This is a genomic window from Bacillus sp. RO2, assembly GCF_012911845.1.
Classification (GTDB): Bacteria; Bacillota; Bacilli; order Bacillales; family Bacillaceae_I; genus Sutcliffiella_A.
The window spans coordinates 25,919-49,003 of the sequence record NZ_JAAXCU010000014.1 but is presented as its reverse complement, the minus strand read 5'-3'; the positions used below and the strand labels follow the sequence as shown (position 1 = coordinate 49,003).

20 protein-coding genes are annotated in these 23,085 nt (G+C 39.5%); 4 read left to right on the top strand and 16 right to left on the bottom strand.

Annotated features, from left to right (window positions below; all coding sequences use genetic code 11):
• Window positions 1–313 precede the first annotated feature (313 nt).
• The 5 genes from tpx to sppA form a co-directional block, all read right to left on the bottom strand.
• Window positions 314–814, bottom strand: coding sequence for a thiol peroxidase (gene tpx / locus HF078_RS01610; RefSeq protein ID WP_060664772.1), 501 nt, complete (start codon window positions 812–814; stop codon window positions 314–316).
• A 416-nt stretch (window positions 815–1,230) separates the two neighbouring features.
• A complete protein-coding gene (gene ytfJ, locus HF078_RS01605; RefSeq protein ID WP_169289574.1) occupies window positions 1,231–1,710 on the bottom strand; it encodes a GerW family sporulation protein in 480 nt (159 codons plus the stop codon).
• A 20-nt stretch (window positions 1,711–1,730) separates the two neighbouring features.
• Window positions 1,731–2,432: a DUF2953 domain-containing protein gene (locus tag HF078_RS01600; protein ID WP_346775300.1), complete on the bottom strand. Its 702-nt coding sequence runs from the start codon at window positions 2,430–2,432 to the stop codon at window positions 1,731–1,733.
• Between the two features lie 86 nt (window positions 2,433–2,518).
• Window positions 2,519–3,061 (bottom strand): RDD family protein, encoded by a 543-nt coding sequence (locus tag HF078_RS01595; protein WP_169289572.1) that lies wholly within the window; start codon window positions 3,059–3,061, stop codon window positions 2,519–2,521.
• Between the two features lie 12 nt (window positions 3,062–3,073).
• Window positions 3,074–4,084 carry a signal peptide peptidase SppA gene (gene sppA, locus HF078_RS01590; RefSeq protein WP_169289571.1) on the bottom strand — a complete coding sequence of 337 codons (1,011 nt, stop codon included), beginning with the start codon at window positions 4,082–4,084 and terminating at the stop codon, window positions 3,074–3,076.
• Window positions 4,085–4,261: 177 nt separating this feature from the next.
• On the opposite strand from sppA, the gene HF078_RS01585 reads away from it, so the two are divergent.
• Window positions 4,262–5,062, top strand: a complete 801-nt coding sequence (locus HF078_RS01585; protein WP_169289570.1) for an NAD kinase — start codon at window positions 4,262–4,264, stop codon at window positions 5,060–5,062.
• 225 nt (window positions 5,063–5,287) lie between these two features.
• Here HF078_RS01585 and HF078_RS01580 read toward each other — a convergent pair whose 3' ends face one another.
• The 5 genes from HF078_RS01580 to HF078_RS01560 all read right to left on the bottom strand — a co-directional run bounded on the left by HF078_RS01580 (window position 5,288) and on the right by HF078_RS01560 (window position 11,943).
• Window positions 5,288–6,880 (bottom strand): amidohydrolase, encoded by a 1,593-nt coding sequence (locus tag HF078_RS01580; protein ID WP_169289569.1) that lies wholly within the window; start codon window positions 6,878–6,880, stop codon window positions 5,288–5,290.
• A gap of 151 nt (window positions 6,881–7,031) precedes the next feature.
• Window positions 7,032–8,621, bottom strand: a complete 1,590-nt coding sequence (gene mbcS, locus HF078_RS01575; RefSeq protein ID WP_169289568.1) for an acyl-CoA synthetase MbcS — start codon at window positions 8,619–8,621, stop codon at window positions 7,032–7,034.
• Window positions 8,622–9,297: 676 nt separating this feature from the next.
• On the bottom strand, window positions 9,298–9,501 hold the full coding sequence (locus HF078_RS01570) for an alpha/beta-type small acid-soluble spore protein (protein WP_047972144.1): 204 nt from the start codon (window positions 9,499–9,501) through the stop codon (window positions 9,298–9,300).
• Between the two features lie 91 nt (window positions 9,502–9,592).
• Window positions 9,593–10,801, bottom strand: a complete 1,209-nt coding sequence (gene thiI, locus HF078_RS01565; RefSeq protein ID WP_169289567.1) for a tRNA uracil 4-sulfurtransferase ThiI — start codon at window positions 10,799–10,801, stop codon at window positions 9,593–9,595.
• Between the two features lie 5 nt (window positions 10,802–10,806).
• Entirely contained in the window at window positions 10,807–11,943 is a 1,137-nt protein-coding gene (locus HF078_RS01560) for a cysteine desulfurase family protein (protein WP_169289566.1), read from the bottom strand.
• 312 nt (window positions 11,944–12,255) lie between these two features.
• Here HF078_RS01560 and brnQ point away from each other — a divergent pair, with 312 nt between their 5' ends.
• The gene (gene brnQ, locus HF078_RS01555) at window positions 12,256–13,590 is read left to right on the top strand and encodes a branched-chain amino acid transport system II carrier protein (protein ID WP_169289565.1); all 1,335 of its coding nucleotides are present in this window, start codon (window positions 12,256–12,258) and stop codon (window positions 13,588–13,590) included.
• Between the two features lie 517 nt (window positions 13,591–14,107).
• On the opposite strand, the gene HF078_RS01550 is transcribed toward brnQ, so the two are convergent.
• Both HF078_RS01550 and ezrA read right to left on the bottom strand, forming a co-directional pair.
• Window positions 14,108–14,410: a hypothetical protein gene (locus HF078_RS01550; RefSeq protein ID WP_169289564.1), complete on the bottom strand. Its 303-nt coding sequence runs from the start codon at window positions 14,408–14,410 to the stop codon at window positions 14,108–14,110.
• 3 nt (window positions 14,411–14,413) lie between these two features.
• On the bottom strand, window positions 14,414–16,105 hold the full coding sequence (ezrA, locus tag HF078_RS01545) for a septation ring formation regulator EzrA (protein WP_169289563.1): 1,692 nt from the start codon (window positions 16,103–16,105) through the stop codon (window positions 14,414–14,416).
• A 221-nt stretch (window positions 16,106–16,326) separates the two neighbouring features.
• Between ezrA and hisJ the strand changes: the two genes are divergently transcribed.
• Complete coding sequence (gene hisJ, locus HF078_RS01540) at window positions 16,327–17,127, top strand: histidinol-phosphatase HisJ (RefSeq protein WP_169289562.1); 801 nt, start codon at window positions 16,327–16,329, stop codon at window positions 17,125–17,127.
• Window positions 17,128–17,332: 205 nt separating this feature from the next.
• On the opposite strand, the gene refZ is transcribed toward hisJ, so the two are convergent.
• Complete coding sequence (refZ, locus tag HF078_RS01535) at window positions 17,333–17,962, bottom strand: forespore capture DNA-binding protein RefZ (RefSeq protein ID WP_169289561.1); 630 nt, start codon at window positions 17,960–17,962, stop codon at window positions 17,333–17,335.
• Window positions 17,963–18,114: 152 nt separating this feature from the next.
• Between refZ and HF078_RS01530 the strand changes: the two genes are divergently transcribed.
• Window positions 18,115–18,603, top strand: coding sequence for a GAF domain-containing protein (locus HF078_RS01530; RefSeq protein WP_169289575.1), 489 nt, complete (start codon window positions 18,115–18,117; stop codon window positions 18,601–18,603).
• 436 nt (window positions 18,604–19,039) lie between these two features.
• Here HF078_RS01530 and megL read toward each other — a convergent pair whose 3' ends face one another.
• The 3 genes from megL to HF078_RS01515 form a co-directional block, all read right to left on the bottom strand.
• Window positions 19,040–20,227, bottom strand: coding sequence for a methionine gamma-lyase (gene megL / locus HF078_RS01525; protein ID WP_169289560.1), 1,188 nt, complete (start codon window positions 20,225–20,227; stop codon window positions 19,040–19,042).
• Window positions 20,228–20,370: 143 nt separating this feature from the next.
• Window positions 20,371–22,176, bottom strand: coding sequence for a sensor domain-containing diguanylate cyclase (locus HF078_RS01520; RefSeq protein ID WP_169289559.1), 1,806 nt, complete (start codon window positions 22,174–22,176; stop codon window positions 20,371–20,373).
• Window positions 22,177–22,246: 70 nt separating this feature from the next.
• A complete protein-coding gene (locus HF078_RS01515; RefSeq protein WP_169289558.1) occupies window positions 22,247–22,864 on the bottom strand; it encodes a hypothetical protein in 618 nt (205 codons plus the stop codon).
• Window positions 22,865–23,085 lie beyond the last annotated feature (221 nt).

Here is a 23,085-nt window from a genome sequence, read left to right as displayed (position 1 = left end):
TTCATAATAACTAGCTCCTTCCGTAATGTAGCTCTGATTTGGTTTGGTTTTTCCAGTAAACATTCTAACCAAATTAACCTACGATTTTACGAGTAAGGAGCTAGTTTCGTTCATGATAACTCGGCTTCGCCTGTGGGGTCTCAACCTACCGCTATCTCCATCAGGAGTGTCACACCTTGCACTCCATTCAACAGGTGGGCTACTCCCAATCAAATTTTCAGTATTCCTATTTTACATGGAGATTGGACAAAAATAAAGCAGACTGCTATTATCACAGTCTGCTCGTCTTGGTGCAATGGTTTTGAGTAGGGTATTATTCTGCAGATTTAACTGCTTCGATTGCCGCTTCGTAGTTAGGGTGGTCTGTACCTTCCCCTACGTATTCAACGTATGTTACTTTGTCATTGGAGTCCACAACAAACGTGGAGCGGGCAAGTAGACGTAGCTCTTGCATTAGTACGCCGTATGCTTCACCGAAAGAAGCATCGCGGTGGTCGGATACTACCTCAACATTGTCAAGCCCACTAGCTGCACACCAGCGTTTTTGAGCGAATGGCAAGTCCATGCTAACTGTAATAACTTTTACGTTATCAAGCTTTGCTGCCTCTTCGTTAAATTTGCGGGTTTGTTGATCACATACTCCTGTATCAATGGAAGGTACTACGCTGATCAGTTTCTTGAATCCTTTGTAGTTTTCCAATGTTACTGGAGATAAGTCGTTTGCAAGAACGGAGAAGTTTGGAGCCTGGTCGCCCACTTTCACTTCGCTTCCGACTAGTGTCATTGGGTTGCCTTTGAATGTTACGTTTGCCATGTTAAATTCCCTCCTCAAATTGTATGTACACTTGTAATAATAGCTATGTTTTTTAAGTTTTGCAATTAATCAATCTTTGTTTGTGAGGAGGGAGGGTGTTGGTTTTTATAAGGGCTCTAAGTTTGTCGAAATGTGTAGATTTATTGATATATCTTGAGTTTTCTTGATATCCGTCCTAGTTTTCTTGATATCCGTCCTAGTTTTCTTGATATACTCCGAAATTTATTGATATCTACCCTAGTTTTCTTGATATACTCCGAAATTTATTGATATCTACCCTAGTTTTCTTGATATCCGCAGCAGTTTCTTGATATACCCTGAAAATTCTCAATATCCCCCCGAAATCCCTTGATACCCTCCCATTCATCCTTCCCCAGCAACCAAATAAAAAGCCAACTGCTGTGCAGCCGGCATTTTTAGAAGTCTAAATCTTGTTTATGATTGTTGTAGGAATGGTCAGAGTGATTTCCACTGTTATGTTTATTGTTATTCAACATTTGTTGAACTTTCTCAACTGCCTGTGGAGCCAGATCCAGTAATCTCTCATAGATACTTGTGCTCTCATCAAGGTGAAGCATTTTCACTCCTTGCGAATTTACAATCAAGAAAGCGATTGGAGTGATGGACACGCCACCCCCACTACCTCCGCCAAATGGAAGCTTGTGACCTTGGCTTTGTTGATTGCCACCGCCATCGTGTTTTTCAGGTCCTGAAGAGCCCCCACCTTGGAACTCACTTCCTCCTGCTGCGAACCCGAATCCGACTTTGGAAACAGTCAAAATGACACTTCCATCGGGCGTTTCTACCGGGTCACCGATGATGGTATTGACATCAATCATATCTTTTAAATTTTCCATCGCTGTTGTCATAAGACTCTTAATTGGATGTTCAGACATATTGATCCTCCTTATTGCTGTTACATGGATTTGTGATTTTCCTCTTTGGACAACACGGATAAAGGACGGGTTTTAAACTTTGGTCTACCGCCCTTCCAATATTTAACGATTCTTATTCCTGCCAACATAGCATGCCCGATTCGAAACCGAATCATACACTTAAACATTGTCTGAGAAACAACATACTGGAAATATGGAGTGATGGAGAGTATCGGTCGAGCTCGGAAGTCTGTATAATTGCTTAAAAATCCAACAATTCCACCTTTAATCGTCCAACCTGCCCCAACAATCATTCCGGTATGGGCTGCATCTCCTAATCCAACGTTACTATGCCATTCCAAGTGATTCACTTCCACTCTTGAAAGCATTCTTCTTACTATCTCATGCATCCCCACAACGTGGCGCACCAGTTCATATGTATCTTCAAAGCTCTGCCATATCTCTTTTGGAGAAAAATCTTTCTCTTTTTGTTTTCCTTGAGAAGGATCTCCGCCTCCAACTTTGGTTTTTTCCTCGACATGAATGGATGCTGTTTCTTTATCCACACTGATTAAAGGCACATCAATGGTGTATCGCAACAACCCGTACCATGCACTTAGTTTCACTGTCATCTGATCATTATCTTGTTGATGATGGTAGTAAAATTGGATGGTAATTTTAGTGACGAGAACCATGATTAAAAGAAGAATGATGATGGCAAGGATTATTATGGCCCAAATCACACTTTCACACCCTTTCCTCCCTCTTCCATTATCTCCTAGCATAAAAAAAATAAACCTAAAGTCACGATGGACTTCAGGTTTATTGGTTATTTTTCATGAACGACTGTCGTGTCTGCAATAAAGTCGTGGACACCTTGTTTTTTGCTTGTAAAAGCTGCCACAAGAAATACGATGTAGGTGATAGGTGCATAGACTAAAGCGATATAACGTCCTACACCTTCTCTAAAGAAAATGGTTCTCCATGAAAGGTCATTGGCTTTTAGATCGACCACCCGTAAACCAAACACCATTTTTCCTAACGTCTGTTTAAAATACTTTGTCATAAGAATGAAATATCCATATAGCACGATAGTAGTGGCAATCGTTGCAGGGGAGAACATGAAGCTTTGACTAGTCGATATCCCTAGTAGTCTGAAAATCGGGAATATCACAATCGCTCCGATGCTCCAAATGATTAATAGATCTAACAGAAATGCCCAAAGTCTCATCCAAAACCCTGCATAGCGATATTCCGTGACAGCTACTTCGTTCGCAGGCATCGCGTTATTGCTGGTTCTTTCTTCGCCTATATTCACGTCTTCATGTATTACACTCTCGTTTGTATATTCATTATTTTGCTCATCTCTCATTTCTTCTTCCTCCTACTCTGCATACAAGTACATTAGTCTTGGAGAATTAGGTTGATTGATAAGCTTCGCTAACATCTGCATTTCAGACTCTGTCTTTAATAGAGCTTGAGCGTTCATAGCGAATAAGGAACCTAAGCCTAGGTTTTCTGTGTATTGAACAACTTGGACGTTCCCCATATCATGGTCTTGCTTCATTGCCTCAATAACATCTTCAAAATAGCCAAGCTCATCGACTATGTTGATATCTTTCGCTTGTTGGCCATCATAGATTCTTCCGTCAGCAATTCTTCTTACTTCCGAATCACTCATTCCTCGGCCTTCCACAATAACATCTACAAATTGATCGTACATATTGTCTACCATTGATTGAAGAATTTGACGCTCTTCCTCAGACATATCTTTTGTTGGTGACATAATATCTTTGTATGGCCCACTCTTGATGGTGTCAAATTTCACACCATATTTTTCAGCAAGTTCTTTGTAATTAATGCCTTGCATGATAACACCGATAGAACCTGTAATGGTCTCAGGCGAAGCGAAAATTTTGTTGGCAGGTGCAGCAATATAGTATCCACCTGAAGCTGCCATGGCGCCCATAGAAATATAAATTGGCTTCTCTGTTTCTTCTTTAATCTCTACCAATCTTTTATGTATCTCTGCACTTTCAGAAACGCCGCCACCCGGTGTATTGACGCGTACGATAATTCCTTGAACTGAATCATCTTCTTTGGCTTGATCAAGCATTCTTAAAAATTGACGGTGGTTATATCCTGGAGTTTGGAATACAGATGTCACGTCGCTTCCTGTATCTTGGATAACACCATTAACTTCTAGAACAAGAATTTTGCGGTTTGGACTTCCGTCTTCTATTACTTCCTCAATAAACTCTTCTTCCCCTCCGAAAAGATCTGAAAAAGAATCAGATTTGGAGCTTTCCGCAGGTTGTGTTGCAAAACTCGTGATAATTGACACAAAAAATAATAATGCCGCAATACCTAATGCGGCCCAACGCTTTCCGCTCATATTTAAACCTCCTAGTTGTACGTACAGTACCTATACGTTAAATCGTTTCAAAAAGTTTCATCAAAATGGTAAACTTATCACAATATAGAATTGTACTAAAATTTTTTCCAAAAGGATAATGTTTTTGGATATTTTTTGTTTAAGTTCCATTTTTTATTATAAAGAGGAGGAAAAACAATGACAGAACGCCGTAAAATATTTTTCTTTTATAAAAGGGAAGAAGAGCTAGTTGCAAAGGTTGAAAAGCTTGAACAATTAGCGGTACAAAATAACTTTGAAATACTAAGTGATTACCACAATGCGAACATTATCGTAGCCGTAGGAGGAGACGGAACCTTCCTTCAAGCCGTTCAAAAAACAGGGTTCAAGGATGATTGCCTTTATGCTGGTATCAATACTGGGGAAACTTCTAGTTTTTATTGTGACTTCCATATCGATGATACTGAAAAAATGGTAGAGGCCATGGCATTTGAACAAATTGAGGTTAGAAAGTATCCTACTATTGAAGTAACAATTGATGGTACATCTTCTTTTCTATGTTTAAATGAATGCTCCATCCGCTCTGCCATCATAAAGACTTTTGCCATTGATGTCTACATAGATGAGCTGCACTTTGAAACGTTCCGTGGTGATGGGATGATTGTATCCACCCCTACTGGCAGCACTGCTTACAATAAATCAGTCCATGGTGCTGTAGTAGACCCGATGCTCCCTTGTTTTCAGGTAAGTGAGCTTGCTTCTATTAACAATAACAGCTATCGCACCCTTGGATCGCCGTTTATCTTGGCAGGTGCCAGAAAATTGACTCTAAAAGTAATTCAGGATGGGAATGACTATCCTACGATCGGCATTGATAATGAGGCACTTAGCATTAAACATGTGGAGAGGTTGGATATTCAGCTTACAGATAAGAAAATTAAGACTGTGAAGTTAAAGGATAATTCGTTTTGGGAGAAGGTCAAACGGACATTTTTATAAAATTCACCATTTATATCAACAAAGGGCACCGTATGAACGCGGTGTCCTTTTGTATACGCTATAACTCCGCTGTTAATTTCCGCAAATGGCTTCGCTTTCCGCGGGGCGACCTTGAGCCTCCTCACTTCGTTGCGGGGTCTCAACAATGTCGCTACTTCCCCCGCAGGAGTCTACGCCTTTTGCTCCAATTATCAGCTATATATCTCCATACTATGCTTACTATTCTTACTCTCTCTCGTACACAATCGTACCGTCGACTATTGTCATTAGTACGTTTGTTTCAAGGATACCATCGTCTGTTGCTTTGAATAGATCGGTATCGAGTACTGTGAAGTCTGCGTAATAGCCTGTATCGATGATTCCTTGTATATGTTCTTCTGAAATAGCTTGGGCGCTACCTTTTGTAAAGAGACCGATTGCTTCATACATGGAAAGACGTTGTTCTGGTTGATAGACTGTTCTTTCTATGTCTCCGGGTGTTTGCCTTGTAACAGCAGCGTGAATTCCCAAAATCGGGTCAACCGGTTCAATAGGAGCGTCAGAACCACCTGCACAAATGAGACCTTCATCCAGAAGTGTTTTCCAGGCATAGGAATAGTTGAGTCTTTCCTCTCCTAAACGTTCAATAATCCAAGGAAAGTCGGTTGCCACAAAACGCGGTTGAATATCTAGAATGAGTGGTAGTTTTTTCGCACGATCAATCAGGTCCTTCGTTAAGATTTGAGCATGAATAAGTCTATCTCGTTCCCCCTCTGGAGCAGGATAGTTTTCAATCGCATCTAACATGTACTCAAATGCAAGGTCACCGATGGTATGAACTGCAACGGTCATTCCATATTCTCTTGCTTTTTTTACTAGACTCTTAAGTTGTTCTTGTGTGTGGATAGCAACCCCAGATGTCTCAGGAGCATCATTATAAGGACGGCTTAACAATGCAGTCCTGCCTCCCAGTGCACCATCTGCAAATATTTTCATGGCACCAAGGGTAATGAAGCCTGTTGTTTCTTTAAATTTATGACCTTCTTCATGCATATCATCCACTACCTCATGGTGAACCAACAAATGGGCACGATACTTTAACTTGTCTCGTTCAATTACATTTTCAAACGCTCCAAATGTTTTAGTAAAACTGCCATAATAACTTAAATCTTCACTGTGACTGCCTACCAATCCGAGGCGTAAGCAATCTTCAATAGAAGTTTTTAAAGCATTGTATAAGTAACTTTCACTCGCTTTTGGTATCTTCTTTTTCACTAATTCCTGCGCTTGGTCAAGTAAGTACCCAGTCGGTTCACCATCAATATCTTTTACAATCACTCCACCTGAAGGATTTTCAGTTTCTCTTGTAATGCCGGCAAAATCCAATGCTTTGCTGTTGACTAAAACTGCATGACGGCAAACTCTTGATAAAATCATTGGGTGATTGGAAGTGATTTCGTCGAGCTCGTTTCTGTGGAAAATTTTCCGGTCAACAAAATTATTCTCATTCCATCCTTCTCCAAAGATCCATTCTCCTTCAGGGGTTTCTTGGACTTTTTTCAATAATGCTTTTTTTACCTCTTGGGGGGATGTGTAGTTTGATAAATCCAGGCGTAATAATTTCTCACCGTGCCCAATCAGGTGCATATGGCTGTCTGTAAAGCCAGGGTACATAACTGCCCCTTTCAAATCTTGCTTTTGTGCATTATGGTATGTAGAGAAGAGCTCTTCTTGAGTGCCGATGTCTTTAATGAGCCCATCTTCCGTATACACAGCTTCGAACGTTTCCAATTCTGCTTTCATTGTGTAGATTGTTCCGCCGTACCATATTTCTCCCATGGTAATCTTTCTCCTTCTTTTTGTAAAATTACATCTAGATTATCATTTGTGAAGGTCTGGCACAAAAAATCGCATTAAAAAAAGCAGTAGAGGAGGGGTCAAGGAATCTGATCCCCACCCTTACTACCTTTCCTTTGTAGATTTATCTTTATCAGGATTGTGCCGCTTGAGCCAATTCTTGCTGCCGTAGTTCTATTCTTCTTATTTTTCCTGAAGTAGTTTTCGGAAGCTCGGCAACGTACTCTATTTTGCGAGGGTACTTATAAGGGGCTGTCAATTCCTTAACATGCTCTTGAAGCAGTTTAGTCACTTTGTCTTCCTCTTGCTCCACTCCATCCTGAAGTACAACAAACGCCTTGACTACATTCCCTCTGATTTCATCCGGACTGGCTACTACCGCACATTCGCGAACCAACGGATGCTTTACTAATGCATCTTCCACTTCAAATGGTCCAATCGTATATCCAGAACTGATGATAATATCATCACTTCTTCCTTCAAACCAGAAGTATCCTTCATCATCTTTCTTTGCTTTATCTCCAGTTATATAATAGTCTCCTCTAAATTGTCTGGAAGTACGCTCAGGATCTTTGTAATAGTGCTTGAAAAGGGCAGGTGTCTCTACGTGTACTGCAATGTCCCCAACTTCCCCCACCGCACACTCTTCGGCATCCTCATTAATGATGGTTACCCGGTTGCCAGGTGTCGGTTTTCCCATTGAACCAGATTTGATTTCCATTCCTTTTAAAACACCAAGTAACAGCGTGTTTTCCGTCTGGCCATAGCCGTCTCGGACATCGATTTGGAAATGTCTTCGGAAGGTGTCAATTACTTCACGGTTTAATGGTTCCCCGGCTGATACTGCACTGTGAAGGTGTGGTAGCTGATAAGCGTTCAAGTTATCCACTTTCGCCATCAGACGATACTCTGTCGGTGTACAGCAAAGGACATTCACTTCATGTTTTTCCAAAAGCTTCAGGTAGGTGTTAGGATCAAATTTTCCATGGTAGACAAAGCCTGTTGCACCAGAACCAAGTGTCGATAAGAACGGACTCCAAATCCATTTCTGCCAGCCAGGACTTGCCGTCGCCCAAACTACATCATTTTCTTCGATACCAAGCCAGTTCTTGGAGGTGGTACGAAGATGCGCGTAAGCCCAGCCATGCGTATGAACTACGCCTTTAGGGTTGCCCGTTGTACCTGATGTATAGGATAGAAAAGCCATGTCATCTTTTGAAGTGGAAGCAAATTCAAGTTGGTCAGATTGCTTTTCCATCGCTTCCTGCAGGTTTGTCCAGCCTTTTTCCGCTAAACCACCAACACTGAATCTTACCAGGTTGCTCACTTCTTCTAATTTATCTGCCTGTTCCAAAAATGGTTGATATGTAATAATCCCTTTAACATCTCCGTGCTCAATTCGGTATGCAAGATCTTTTTCCCTTAACATTTCAGAGCATGGAATAACCACAATACCGGCTTTGAGTGCACCTAAGTACACTTGATACGATTCAATAAGCCTTGGCATCATGACAAGAACTACATCCCCTTTTTGCAGTCCTTCCGAAAGTAAAGCGTTTCCAATTTTATTTGCAGCTTTCATTAATTGTTGATACGTTACTTGTTCCTTCTCCCCTTGCTCGCTTTCCCAAATGAGTGCGAGCCTTTCGCTGTCTTGTACGTACTTTTCCACTTCTTCAACCAGATTGTACTTTTGCGGTGCTAAAAGTTCTTCTCTTTTCATATGAAGTCATCCCCTTTGTAATAGTACTACCTCTATATTACAAAATTTTTTAAATAATTTGAATTATTTTGTGGAATTTTTCGTTTTTTTTTGGGAGGAATGTGAAATCTTTTGAGAATGTCCGAAGTTTTGGGGAAGTTGTCCGAAGATTTCTGGAAATTGACCGAATATTTCGCATAATTGACCGAAGTTTTTCGATAAGTGACCGAACCAAATTTTTAAATGACCGAATCTACTAGGATATTTGACCAAACCTATCATCCAATTGTCCGAACTCCCTGTATATTCCATCAAAAATTGTCCAAACCAAATTGAAAGTTGACCGAACCAAATTTCCACACCTAGAATTGGAGGATTTTCTATGAAATATCCTAAAATAACGTATTTCTAAAAGCATCTAGTCCAACTCCTCCCGCTGTTCAAACTGATCTACCACGCAAGAAATTCTCCCGGCACATAATTTATAAAACATAAAAAAACACCTTCCCTAAAGAAGGTGCCCGAACATTATTTACTGTTCATTCGATTTTACCGCATGCTTTGGCTCGTTGCGGCGTTTTCTTCCCTGTTTCTTCTGTTGTTTTTCCACTTGATTTTGCTCCTTCATATAAAAGCACCTCCAAGATTAGAATAGAAGAAAGGTGGGGTTTCCCCCACCTCGTAGCCATTTTATATATTATTTTTGGTAACCGCCACCGAAGCTTTGTTCAGCCATTTGAACTAAGCGTTTAGTGATTTCTCCACCAACGGAACCGTTAGCGCGAGCAGTTGCATCAGGACCAAGTTGAACTCCGAATTCAGAAGCGATTTCGTATTTCATTTGGTCAAGAGCTTGTTGTACACCAGGTACAACTAGTTGGTTTGAACTGTTGTTTGCCATGTGTTTTCACCTCCTTGTGAATATAGAATGTGTAAAAACACATGGCATCATTCATATTTTAAAAATGGTAATTCTTCACAGTATCAAACTGTTAAAATAAATCGTTGATAATACTGTCTTCTTCTTTCTTTTTCCCTGTTATTAGTAGTTTTTCTGTACGTTCCACTGCATCGTTCACCATTTTATCAATATCAAAGAAACTCTCATAAAAATTGATTTTTTCTTTTTTGGGCTTTGTTTTTGGTGCATACGGTGTGAAAATGGTACAACAGTCTTCATAAGGACGGTTGGAAATTTCCAACGTATCAATTTGTCTGGCAATATCCATGATCTCTATTTTGTCCATTGTAATGAGCGGGCGAATGATTGGAGTGGAAGTTACCTCATTTATGGTCGACATGCTTTGCAACGTCTGACTAGCCACTTGTCCCAAGCTTTCTCCAGTAATGATGGCAAGCCCTTGCTCTTTTTCACAGATTTTGTCCGCTATTTTTAACATGAATCTTCTGGTGGACGTCATCGTATAGTTTTCCGGTACTTGCTTTTGAATTGCTACTTGAATGTCTGTAAAAGGAACAATATGCAAATTAATGGAGTGTCCGAAATCTGTCAGTCTTTCTGTCAGTTCCACGACTTTCTGTTTCGCACGTTCACTTGTATACGGAGGGCTGAAGAAGTGGACAACCTCCAGTCTAATGCCACGTTTCATTGCCAAATAACCTGCTACCGGGCTGTCAATCCCTCCAGATAGCATGAGCACACCGGTACCACTTGTCCCGACAGGTAGACCTCCTGCGCCTGCAATATCCTTACACGTAATATAGGTGGCTTCTTCTCTGACTTCCACCCTGACATTAATATCTGGTTGCCTTACATTCACTGTCAAGTCTTCGGTATTTCTCAATAGATGTGATCCTATTGCATGATTCAATTCATTGGTATCAAGTTCAAAGTTTTTGTATGCGCGCTTGGCAGTCACTTTAAACGTTTTTCCTTTGTAAGGTAACGCCTCGAGAGCGAATAATGCTCCTTTTTTCATTTCTTCTAGTTCAGTTTTCGTTTTGACAGCTAAGCTAAAAGAGTGAATGCCAAAGATGCTTTGAAGTCGATCTAGAATCTGTTCATGCGGCTCCCCATTTAATTTGATGAACATTCTGTCTCTGCTTTTTTCAATAGTGACGTTTGGGAAGTCCTTAATTTTTTCTAAAATATTGAAGCTCAGACGCTGCACAAACTGTTTACGGTTTCTTCCTTTTGTAGACAGTTCACCAAATCGTATTAATATGTGATCATAGTTCATGTTTTTTACCTCGTTACTTCTTTTATTGTGTTTATCGCTTGTATTAGTTCTTTTAAAAGTAAACGTATTTCTTCTTTCGTCGTACTGTAGGTCATACTTATCCTAATAGCACTTTCCGCCTGCTGTCTCGTCACACCCATGGCCATTAAGGTTTTGCTTGGTGCTTTTCGCTTGGAAGAGCAAGCAGAGGTGGTGGATACATAAATATCCTTATTTCCTAATGCATGTACCAGTACTTCCGACTTTATGCCCGGAACGGAAAAATTGACAATATGCGGTGCGCTTTGACTTGTGGAGGTATGAATAAATACTCCATCTATCTGCACCAATTCATCAAGAAGATAATGTTTCAATGCAGTTAAATCTGATAAATAGTTTTCACTATTCTCTAAAGTCATTCGGAGAGCTTTGGTCATGGCAACTATCCCCCCCACATTCTCTGTTCCGGAACGTAACGTCCATTCCTGATCTCCTCCACTAAGAAGGGGGTGAAGCTTGACTCCATTTTTAGCAATAAGTACACCGTTTCCTTTTAGCCCGTGAAACTTATGAGCCGAAAGTGAGCAAAGGTCTATTACAGCCATTCTTAATGGAACTTTCCCGATCCCTTGTATATGATCGACATGGAAGCTGACATTGGGGTAGTTTAGAAGAACTTCTCCTATTTCTTCTACAGGTTGGATTACTCCAGTTTCATTATTCACATGTATGATAGAAACCAACACCGTATCTTTCCTTAACGCATCTTCCACTTGCTTTACAGTAATTCTTCCTTCTTTATCAACAGGAAGTATCGTTACTTTAAAGCCTTCCTTTTCTAAATCTTTAATCGCATTTGCTACGGAAGGATGTTCGATAGCGGTTGTGATGATATGATTACCGATATTTCTTTTGCTTAAGGCACATCCTTTAATCGCCAAGTTGTTGCTTTCTGTTCCACCTGAAGTGAAAATGACTTCTTTATGATGGACATGCAGCAAGGATGCTATTGTCTCCCTTGAACGGTTAAGTAGCATTTCTGCCTCGCCGCCAAGGGAATGGAGCGAGGATGGATTTCCAAAATACTCTGTGGACACTTTAAGGAAAGAATCCAACACTTCTTTATATGGTCTAGTAGTAGCGCTATTGTCTAAATAGATCATGGTCATCCTCCATTAGCATGATGAGGAATTTGAGTCATCAATTTAATATAGATAATATTTTCTTCTAAGCGAATATTAATGTTAGCACATTTTATATCTATGGAAAAGAATTGCCTCCCCTTATAGCGCCAAGAGAAAGGTATTTATTAGAAATAGTCTTTTTTTCTTTCTAAACATGTATAGACATGTTAAACTAATAATTGTTTTTCTAATATATAGAATTGTTGAACTTTTATGTTATTCGACAAATTTCATCAAAATTATGATAGGATGAAAACGTATTCATTTCATTTTCTCATCAGGAGGATTTTCATGCAGAAAAAAGTATATACAAATAAAGATATATTGGTATTGGGACTAATGTTGTTTGCCTTATTTTTAGGTGCCGGAAATATGATCTTCCCTCCTTTACTTGGGCAAGCAGCCGGTGATAACGTAGGAATTTCTGTTATAGGTTTCTTAATTACAGGGGTTGGCCTACCACTCCTTGGAGTAATGGCCATTGCATACACAGGTGGCGACCTTCAAACACTAGCTAATCGTGTACACCCAATTTTCGGAATTGTTTTTACTATCATTATGTATTTAGCCATTGGGCCATTCTTTGGTATCCCGCGTACAGGTACTGTAGCCTTTGAAATTGCTGCAACACCTTTCTTACCTGAATCGGTTAATCCACAAGGCCTAGCACTTTTTCTCTTTACATTAGTATTCTTTGCTATTACGTATTATCTTGCATTAAATCCAGCAAAACTTGTAGATCGAATCGGGAAAGTCTTAACACCTATATTGTTGCTGGTAATTGGTATTCTGGTTGTCAAAAGTATTATCACTCCAATGGGCGCAATAGGTGCTCCAACAGAAGCATACCAAAGTTCCGCTTTCTTTAAGGGCTTCCTTGAAGGGTATCTAACAATGGACACCATTGCAGCTTTAGTTTTCGGAATTGTTGTAATTTCTGCAATAAAGGATAAAGGTGTAACAGATAGAAAGACGATTACTTCCCTTTGTTTAAAAGCAGGATTTATTGCTGCCATAGGATTGACTATCGTCTATGCAGGTTTATCCTATCTTGGAGCAACTAGTCTCGATGCAGTAGGAGCTGCAGGAAATGGCGGTCAAATATTATCAGGTGCTGCCGATTATCTGTTTGGTTCTATCGGAGCGGTTATTTTAGGACTTGCCATTACGTTTGCATGCTTAACGACATCTGTCGGACTTGTTTCTGCGACAAGCAAATTCTTCTCTAAAATTATGCCTTCCGTATCATATAAGGTATTTGTTGCAATCTTATCCGTCTTTAGTTTAGTCGTATCTAATGTCGGCCTAGAGCAGTTGATCACGATTTCGTTGCCTGTATTGATTATGATTTACCCATTAGCAATTGTATTGATTATTCTTTCGTTTTATCGTTGGAGAAATGAGTCGTTTGTGTATGGGTTTGCGCTGCTATTCACTGGTATTGTAAGTTTCGTGGATGGATTGGCTATGGCTGAGATCGAGGTAACTTTCTTACAGGACATTTTCAGCATACTTCCTTTTTATAATGAAGGGGTAGGTTGGTTGGTTCCTGCAATGATTGGTGTGCTAATTGGAATCGTTGTTGGTGCTTTAACTACAAAGCAGTCTAATGAAAGTATCGCGTAATACCATAAAAAGAACCGGGCAAAACCGTCCGGTTCTTTTTTAGTTGCTTGGTTATTCTCCGCTGTTGTTTTCCGCAAACGGCTGCGCTTTCCTAGGGGCTGACGAGAGCCTCTTCGGCAAGCCTGCGGGGTCTCCACCTAGCGCTATCTCGCTCAGGACAAGGAAAGCTTCGGCAGCGAAACATCGCACGAAGAAAATGCGTAGCATTTTCGAGGAGTCTTCGCCTTTTTCTCCAATCAACAGCTATAAATTTCGAGAACAATAAGTTAATGTACTATCAAATTAACCTGATCAATACTTTTTCTTATACCATAAGGTGAATGAAACCATCTTGTTGATTGAAGTGGAAGGCGCGTAGACGCCCGCGGGAGGAATGGACAGGTGAGACCCCGCAACGAAGTGAGGAGGCTCACGGACCGCACGCAGGCAAGCGAAGCGCATGGAACGGAAATCAACTGGATTTTATACTTTCTTTATTATTTAAAAAAAGGCTTGGATTTGAGAATCCAAGCCTTTTTTATGGTTTGTTTTTTTCTAGTAGAGATAGTAGGCGGTCGATGCTGATACGTTCGTCCTCTATGTTCCACTCATTGACCATTTGGTGAGTGAGTCCATTTTGATAAATGTGTGGGATAATAACTTTCTCATCCCTATCTTGATCTACAGAAAGAGGGGCACCTGTTTCTTCTTGTGTAGGAGAAGAAATAGAAGGTTGTGCAACCTCGTCTCTCTTTTCTTGAAAAGTTGTATAAAAACTGTACCATATAAAGGTCCCACTGATGAGTAGGATGGCTACAAGTAAAGTTTGCGCGTACTTCACTTGTTAGTTTTCCTTTTCAAGTACTTTTTCTATTTTCTTCAATACACCTGGTTCTACCTTTTCTAGCGAAGTAGCCGCTTCTTCCAACGCACTCTTATATTCATAATTTCTAAATAACTGCTCTGCTTCTATTAAGCTTTGATGCACGGTAGGGTGTTTGCTGCGGTATCTATTGCCATACTGGATAATACTTTCCGCTAAGTAAGCATGATCAAGGATATCAAGTGCTTCTTCATGGCATTTCTCAACACTTGTTACTGCTTCATATAGCACAGCATTTACTTCCACGATATTTAACGGTTTTTCTTCCAATTTCCCCGTTACAGTCTTCAGCTGATCATTCGCCATGGAAAGCTCCTGAAAAACGTTTTTTGGTAATCCAGGAATATTACTTTTTTCTATAGAGCGTTTTACTTCAAACAGCATTTTTCTTAAAGAGTTCAACTGCTCTCTTGCAGCCATTTCATCTTTCCGCAATGCCATCAAGCTTTCCGTATATTGTTGATGGATGTCCTGAAGAGAGTTAATTTGTTCAAAGATGTCCTCCAACTCTTCTTTTAAAATGCTGAAGGCAATGGTTTGATCAAGAAGGTGGCCACTTAGTTTTTCATAACGGTCATTGAGTGCATGCATGGATACTTCTATTTTCTGTTGAGTTTGAATGTCTTCCTGCTGTAGCTGATAGCTTTCCTGCACCACGTAGGTTTCTTGCTTTGTCTTTTCACTCGCAGATGACAAAGCGATTAAAATAGCTTCAACAGAAGGAAGTTCTTTTACGACATAGTGTTTTGCCAAGACTTCTTTTTCAATCTGATCATAAAGATCATCCATTTCCGTTTTAATAAGCTCAATGCCTTCTTTAGCTTCCAATACCTTTGTTTCCATAAGCAACTTCGTAGACTGCTTAAGTTTATCTTGAAGGCTAGCAATGCTTTTTTCCAGGTTAACATGATCTAGGATATACCCTTCTGCAAGCATTTCCTTATAGCCAGTTTCCACTTCGGCAAGTTGACTAGGAATGACAGACTGGCATTCAATTAACAGCCCTGGAATATGTTCTAGTTTGGCTTCAAAAACTTCTAGATCTTTTTCAATTTTCGCAATCAACTCTCTTGCAACAAGATAATCTCCATTGGATATAGATTGGTGAAATTCTGTGAAGTGCTGTTGAATTTGTTCCAGTTCTTTCTCCAATAAAGGGGTTGTGCTTCCGTATTGATGGCGTTGGTTCAGCAGTTGCTTTTTAAAATTAGAGTATTTCGCTTCCAATTTTTCATTTTCTTCAGCACTTTTTGCTTGGCTGCCGATCAGTTCATCTAATTCATCGTATATCGCTTTAATGTTCAATTCAATATCCTGAAGTTTACTGTCCGCTAACGACAACACATCTTTTGCTTTTTTGAAACGATATTTATCAACGAAATCTTCCGCATCAAAAAGATATTCTTCAATATTTACTAGTTCTGTTGATAAGATATTATCCCATTGATAACGCCAGTTCTCAAAAAGTTGTTCCGTCTGACCGGTCATGTTTAAATCTTTCACTTTAGATAGTTCCTCTGATACCGGTTTGTTCATGATCGATACTTTCCAGTTCTCTAAGCGGTCCACTTCTTGATAAATCTTCTTTCTTCTAACAAAACTAATGCTGATAAAAATAACTACTAGTGCTAAAATCCCAATAATATACTCCATACCTAGTCCCCTTCTACCCGGATGGTGATTCCTGTCTTCTATGTACATTTTTTTATCTCAATCAATTACTCATATATGTATAAAAAAGCTAAATAGGCTAATATATATTCCACGCCCATTTTATTTATATTTCAATGTTTTTATGATACCATGTAAACGACATTTTTTGACCAATATTTTTAATTTTTTTACATATTTCTTCTAGTATCGGAGGGTTTTTCTTGATTATCGACAAACATGTCCATACCCCCTATTGTCCGCATGGTAGCACAGATACGATAGAAAAGTATATTAAACATGCTTTACAACTAAAATACAAAGAGATTTCCTTTACAGAGCACGCCCCACTACCCAAATCATTTACCGATCCAGCCCCTGATAAGGATAGTGCCATGGATTGGGACAGCATTCCTGCTTATATGGAAGAGTTGAAGAAAATAAAGTCCTTTTATGCATCTGCCATAAAAATTAACATAGGTTTGGAAGTGGATTATATTGATGGATACGAAAAAGAAACACGTGAAGTTTTAGGAGAACTGGGACCCCTTTTGGATGACAGCATATTATCTGTTCATTTTTTAAAAAATGAGGAGTCCTATTATTGCTTAGACTTCAGTGAGGATGAGTTTGAAAGAATTATCGGGGTTTTCGGAGGGCTTTCAGCAGTTTATGAATCTTATTTTTCCACTCTCTTAACATCCATCAACTCTGATTTAGGCCCATACAAACCAAAAAGAATCGGCCATATTACTTTGGTAGAAAAATTCAAAAAACGCTTTCCACACACTAGACCTATTCAAGAATATGCCAATCCAATTCTGGATGCAATCGCTCTAAAAGGGTATGAACTGGACTATAATGGTGCAGGATTTGTTAAACCACTATGTAAAGATTCCTATCCACCAACATCCATTGCAAAAGAAGCAAAAAAAAGAAAAATCCCTCTCGTGTACGGATCCGACGCACACACAGCAAAGGGACTAGGTCAAGGATATGAATTCATGGATAAAGAGTTATTATAAGAATATCCATGTTGATCTGAGCGGAGGGCGCGAAGACTCCTCGAAAATGCTAGCACATTTTCTTCGTGCGATGTATCGCTGCCGAAGCCTTCTTTGTTCTGCGGGAGGAAGGGACAGGGGAGACCCCTGAAGCGTTGTGAGGAGGCTCCTGGACCGCCTGCGGAAAGCGAAGCGCCTGCAGCGAAGTTCAACAGTAAGTGGAATATTATAATGCAATTTTCTCTAACTGCTCTTGCTCCACAAAAATAAACTGCTCTAACCACTGAACAATCACCTTCTCATACTGATCCACCGCAGACGTTTCATACGGCATTATATGCCAAACCTCCGCCAAATACTGAGACTGCAAAAACGGCGTACTAATCATACTCTTCAATTGCATGACAGCCATCAGAACAGACGGAACATGAAACTCCTTCTTTTTATGCCCTTTCTCTAAAATTGCTTTATAGTAATACTTCTCCTTCGTCAAATACGTAGACATGATTTCCCTGACAAGAATAGTATCAAACGTAAGCTCCCGGTAAACGTACCTTGCCAATTGACGATTCTCACGATGAAACTGCATGGTTTTTTCCACACATTCCAAAAGGCATTCCTTTGCAGTGTAAGAGGACATTTTTTTGTAAACTTTATCTAAAATGGAAACATACTGATCAAAGAAACTAGATAGTAGATGTTCTTGCAGACCTGCTTTATTATTAAAATAATAGGAGATGTGCCCCACGTTTACATTTGCTTTCTTAGCAAGCTCCCGTACAGAGGTGCCATCAAACCCTTTAGTATTAAAAAGAATAATTGCTGCATCAATGATTCTTTGCTTTGTCTTTTCCATCTTCTTCACCCTTTCTGGTGATTTCGATTCTTAATTATTGATTTCGTGAAGATGAACGTATATCCTTTTATTAAATGTCGACAACTTCATTAGGTATTCTACTTTTGTTGTTGTTTTTCCACAATTAGCTATGAAAATGCGAGGGGATTATGATGTTTCAAGTCGAAAACTATAAAGGTACAAGAGAAGAAAACTACGAACTTGTGCTAAAACAACTGCAAGCTCTTATTGCCGATGAGCCTAATTTCATTGCCAACATTTCCAATGCATCCGCTTTGTTAAATGTATTCTTAACGGAAGTGAATTGGGTTGGCTTTTACTTAACAGATGAGTCTAAACAAGGCATGTTGGTGTTGGGACCGTTTCAAGGCTTGCCTGCATGTGTAAGAATTCCATTTGGCCGCGGTGTATGCGGAACGGCTGCATCTTCCATGGAAACACAACTTGTTGCTGATGTGCATGCTTTCCCGGGTCATATCGCTTGTGATGCAGCGTCACAGTCAGAGATTGTTGTTCCGATGGTAGTAGATGGGAAGGTTATCGGGGTTCTTGATATTGATAGCCCAATCAAGGATCGTTTTGATGAGCTGGATAAAGTCTATCTGGAGAAATTTGTATCTATCTTGCTTGCTGGAGCATAAGAAAGATCCAGTAAAAGAACATAAGTGAATAGTTAATAGCCGCTGTTCCTTTCCGTAAATGGCTTCGCTTTCCGCGGGACGGTGCTTGAGCCTCCTCACTTCGTTGCGGGGTCTCAAGCTACCGTTACTCCCCCGCTGGAGTCTACGCCATTTGCTCCAATTCACAGCTAAAAATAACGTAATCCTATGTAATACCTTTTCAAAAACCCTACAAATACATGAAGCCACCTTGTTGATTGGAGTGGAAGGCGTGTAGACGCCCGCGGGAGGAATGGACTGGAGAGACCCCGGAAGGCGAAGCCTGAGGAGGCTCACGGACCGCCCGCAGGCAAGCGAAGCGCCTGGAACGGAAATCAACCGTATTAAATAATTTCTTATCTCATGAAAAAAAGCGTCTAACCTCAAACAAAAGGGGTAGACGCTTTTTCTATGTTTCTTATAAACTATCTAATGCTTTTTTGAGGTCTTGCCATATGTCTTCTTTGCCTTCCAGGCCTACAGAGAGGCGCAGCAGGCTGTCTGTTATTCCCATCAATTCTCGGTTTTCTTTTGGTACAACCGCATGGGTCATCGTAGCCGGATGCTGTATCAAGGTTTCCGCATCTCCTAGACTTACTGCAATTTTAATCAGCTTCAATTCATTTAATAGTCTTTGTGCTTCCTCTTTTCCACCCTTAATGGTAAAAGAAATAAGCCCCCCACCTTTTTTCATCTGTTTTTGCATGATCGGATATGCTTCACTCTTCTTATCACCTGGATAAAAAACCTTCTCGACAATTGGGTGTGTTTCTAGTTGTTCAAAAATATATTCGGCATTATCACAATGGCGGTCCAAGCGGACGTGCAAAGTCTTCAGGCCACGAATCAGTAGCCACGCATCAAACGGAGACATGACGCCACCAATATCTTTTAATGTAGTCATGGATATTTCTGTAATCATCTCTTTAGAACCGACAATCAAACCAGCGATTACATCCCCATGTCCGCCAATGTACTTAGTCGCACTGTGAATCACAATATCACAGCCTAGATCTAGCGGCTTCTGCAAATAAGGAGAGCAGAAGGTGTTATCAACTACTACCTTAATATTTTTCTCTTTAGCAATGGAAACGATAAGTTCCAAGTCTATTAATGCCATGGTCGGATTGATTGGTGTTTCCACATAGATGCATGTCGTCTCTGGTTGGATGGCTTCTCTGATTTCCGATTCTGTCTGCATCGTACAAAAGCTATGTGACACATTATATTTATCTTTCAATAATTGTAATAGGCCAAACGTGCATCCATAGATCCCTTGTGAACAAAGGATGTGGTCGTTGCTTTTCGTTAATGCGATCAATACAGCGGACACTGCTGCCATACCCGATCCGAATGCAAGACCTGTTTCACCGTTTTCAAGGGCTGCTATCCGCTCTTCTAGCATTTTTACTGTGGGATTTCCAAGTCTTGAATAAATGTAGCCCTCTTCTTCTCCTGCAAATCTGTTTTCCCCTTGTTGTGCCGTTTGAAAGGAAAAAGTAGAAGTTTGAAAGATTGGCGGTGCCAAGCTTCCTTGATAAATGGAACTATCATATCCATGATGAATAACTTCCGTCTCAAACTGCTGTTTTTTCTGCTTATCCATAAAAATTTCTCCCTTCCAATTTCCCATCCATTACTAGCATATGGCAAACAACAGAAAAATGAAAGCGTTTTCTTCGGTGGTCGCTAAAATTAATTCCAGAATGTATAAACCCTTCATCTGTAACAGATGAAGGGAGTGTGTCATTAGGTTTTAACCTTTTTACTTGTTTCGGAAAAATCCTCTATAAATAATTGGTCTTTCCCTTGATCCTTCGCTTTATAAAGGGCATAGTCCGCTCTGTGAAAGAGGTCCCTTGGTGAATCCTGAGTATTCTTGTTCCAAAATGAAATTCCACATGAAACCGTTACTCCTGGATTCGTCTGTTCCCTAATCTTTTCTATAATTCTAAGGACTATACTCTCCCCTAATTTCAAATCTACTTTTGGTAAATAAATAGCAAGTTCTTCTCCGCCCCATCTTGCTCCGATATCGGTCTCTCTGATGTTTCCCTTTATAATATCGGCGACCTGGATGAGGATTTTATCTCCTACCTGATGGCCAAACGTGTCATTTACAATTTTAAAGTCATCGATATCCAAAAGAATGAATGTCCCATAGGAATCATTTTTCATTGATTTCTCTATTTTATCATCCAAATATTTTCTAGAATAAAGTTTTGTCAAATAATCGGTTATCACGTATTTCTCCAATTCCTCCCGTAGCATGGAGTTATTAAAAGCCAAAGTCGAATGGTGAATAAGTGATTGCAAGAGCTTAAATTGTTCAAAGCTGAAAAAATACGGCAAGGGATGTGCCACTACACAAGCCCCTCTCCCCCCATTTGGTATGAGCATGGGGATCACCATGCAAGAACAGAAGGGAAGGTCCGATAAACGTTTATGTACACGAAGATCTCCAATAAAAAGGGGTTCCTCATCGGAAAATATAAACTCCTTCATATGCAGCAGATATTCTTCTATGTCATGTTGCTTAAAGAATTTTGTTGAACCTGGCAAAATCTCCGTGCCTTTTTCTTGATAAAAAACGAATGCTACTTCTTTTGCATGAAAGGACTGAAGAATTTTTTTCACCATAAAGGAGGTCACTTCGGTAAGCCTTAAGTTCGTATTCAATTGATGGGAGGTTTCATTGATAAGTTGCAAATCAGATATAACCTGCTTGGATTGTTCATAAAGTTGTGTATTCTCAAGCGCTGCACCTGTTTCATCTGCAAGTAGTTTAATGAACTTGATTTCTGATTCAGGAAGGGTCGCAGCATCTAAAGAAATGATCTGCATGACACCATATACCCCTTGCCCGCCCTTTATAGGGATATAAATATTCGCTCTTCTATCTTTAATGCAATTTTCATATTGAACCTCGCCTGTCACATAGGCATTCATAGCACAGATATTGTTGTCATCAAAATCCAATTTTTTTATTGGCAGATGCTTTAGATCATCATTATCTGAAGTAAGTAAGAGAAGGTAAGAAAAATCCTCATACATTCTTTGTAATAGTTTAATCACTTCAGATAAGATTCCGTCTACCTTTATGGCCGAATGAAACTTGGAAGTGATGGTGTACAATTCTTGATATTGTTTTTCTTCATTTCTTTTATGTATGTATTGATTATAATGTTGAAAAATTATTGAGAGTTCTTTTGACATTTGATTGAAGCTATCTAATGGAAGAGGTACAGGAGATTGAAAATGCAGGTCAATTTTGCCGATTGCATGTTCCTCATCAAAAAGAGGAATGATAACATTTTCCACATCACTACCTTCACCTGAATGAATAGTATAGGAGGTTGCCTGTTCACAAATAATAGATTGGTTTTGTGAGAGAAGATTCCCTTTTAACGTTACAATAGCTTGTTCTGCTTGGAGTTCTTCTTTCAATAACAGCTGTAACTGTGTGAGAAAAGTAGTTTGTGTAAGATTGGAAGACGAAAGGAAAAAATCAAATATTCTGCTTTTAATTTCGAGCATCTTGTTATTGGATTCCATTTTTTTCACCTTTTATATTACTTATTACCTATATTATAACGCTAACAGGTAACAATTTCCTAGTATTATTTTATGGAACTAATAAAATCGTGTCTTTTTCAAATAAAACAAACCAAAGATCTTTCTGGTCAGATAGTCGAACAACGGAAACTGGTTCTTTATCAAGTTCCTTTTTTAGTACTGTTCCATCTTCATTATGAATCTGTAGTTCATACAGTTTAGAATCCACTTTGTTTATATCCACTGAAAATGTCGGCTCTTCCTTATTAATATGTTGTTCTTGCCTTTTCGTTTGCTGCAGTTGTGAATCATAATAGGTCCAGGTGTTGTCTGTCTTCAACCAAACCCCATCAGAGACTTCATCCCGCTTTATATCTGTCGGCGCCTCTTCTAAATTCACTGCGAATTGAGTTTCAAAGCGATAGTTGTTTTCAATGTCTACTTTATAAATAATGAGCATAGGTTGATTTTCATGTTCTTTTACCATGGCTAGCACTGGAGAAGGATGTTGTATATTGAATTCTTGAAGAACGACAGCTAGTTGTTCTACCTGTTTTTGTTCTGGTTGAACAAAAACCTCTTCATAAGTAGGAGTATATTGACTTACAAATAAATAGAGTGTTACCGCAGCAATTGCTGAAATAAGACTAAATCGGATCATTTTTTCCTTGCCTGTTTCTTTATACATCTTCATTCCACCTTGATATAATTCTGAAAAAATTATATCATAAACATCTGCTACTTTATCCTATTTAATAGTCCGCATTTTTTTATGTCCCCAACCTTTTCTAAACTATCCTTGACTTCTTATCCATTTTTCCGATATAATAGCCTTTGTGTAAAATATTGCAGCCTATGTGGTATGCTATGTTGATTCATTTTGTTCCCCGTAACATCTTTACGGAGGTG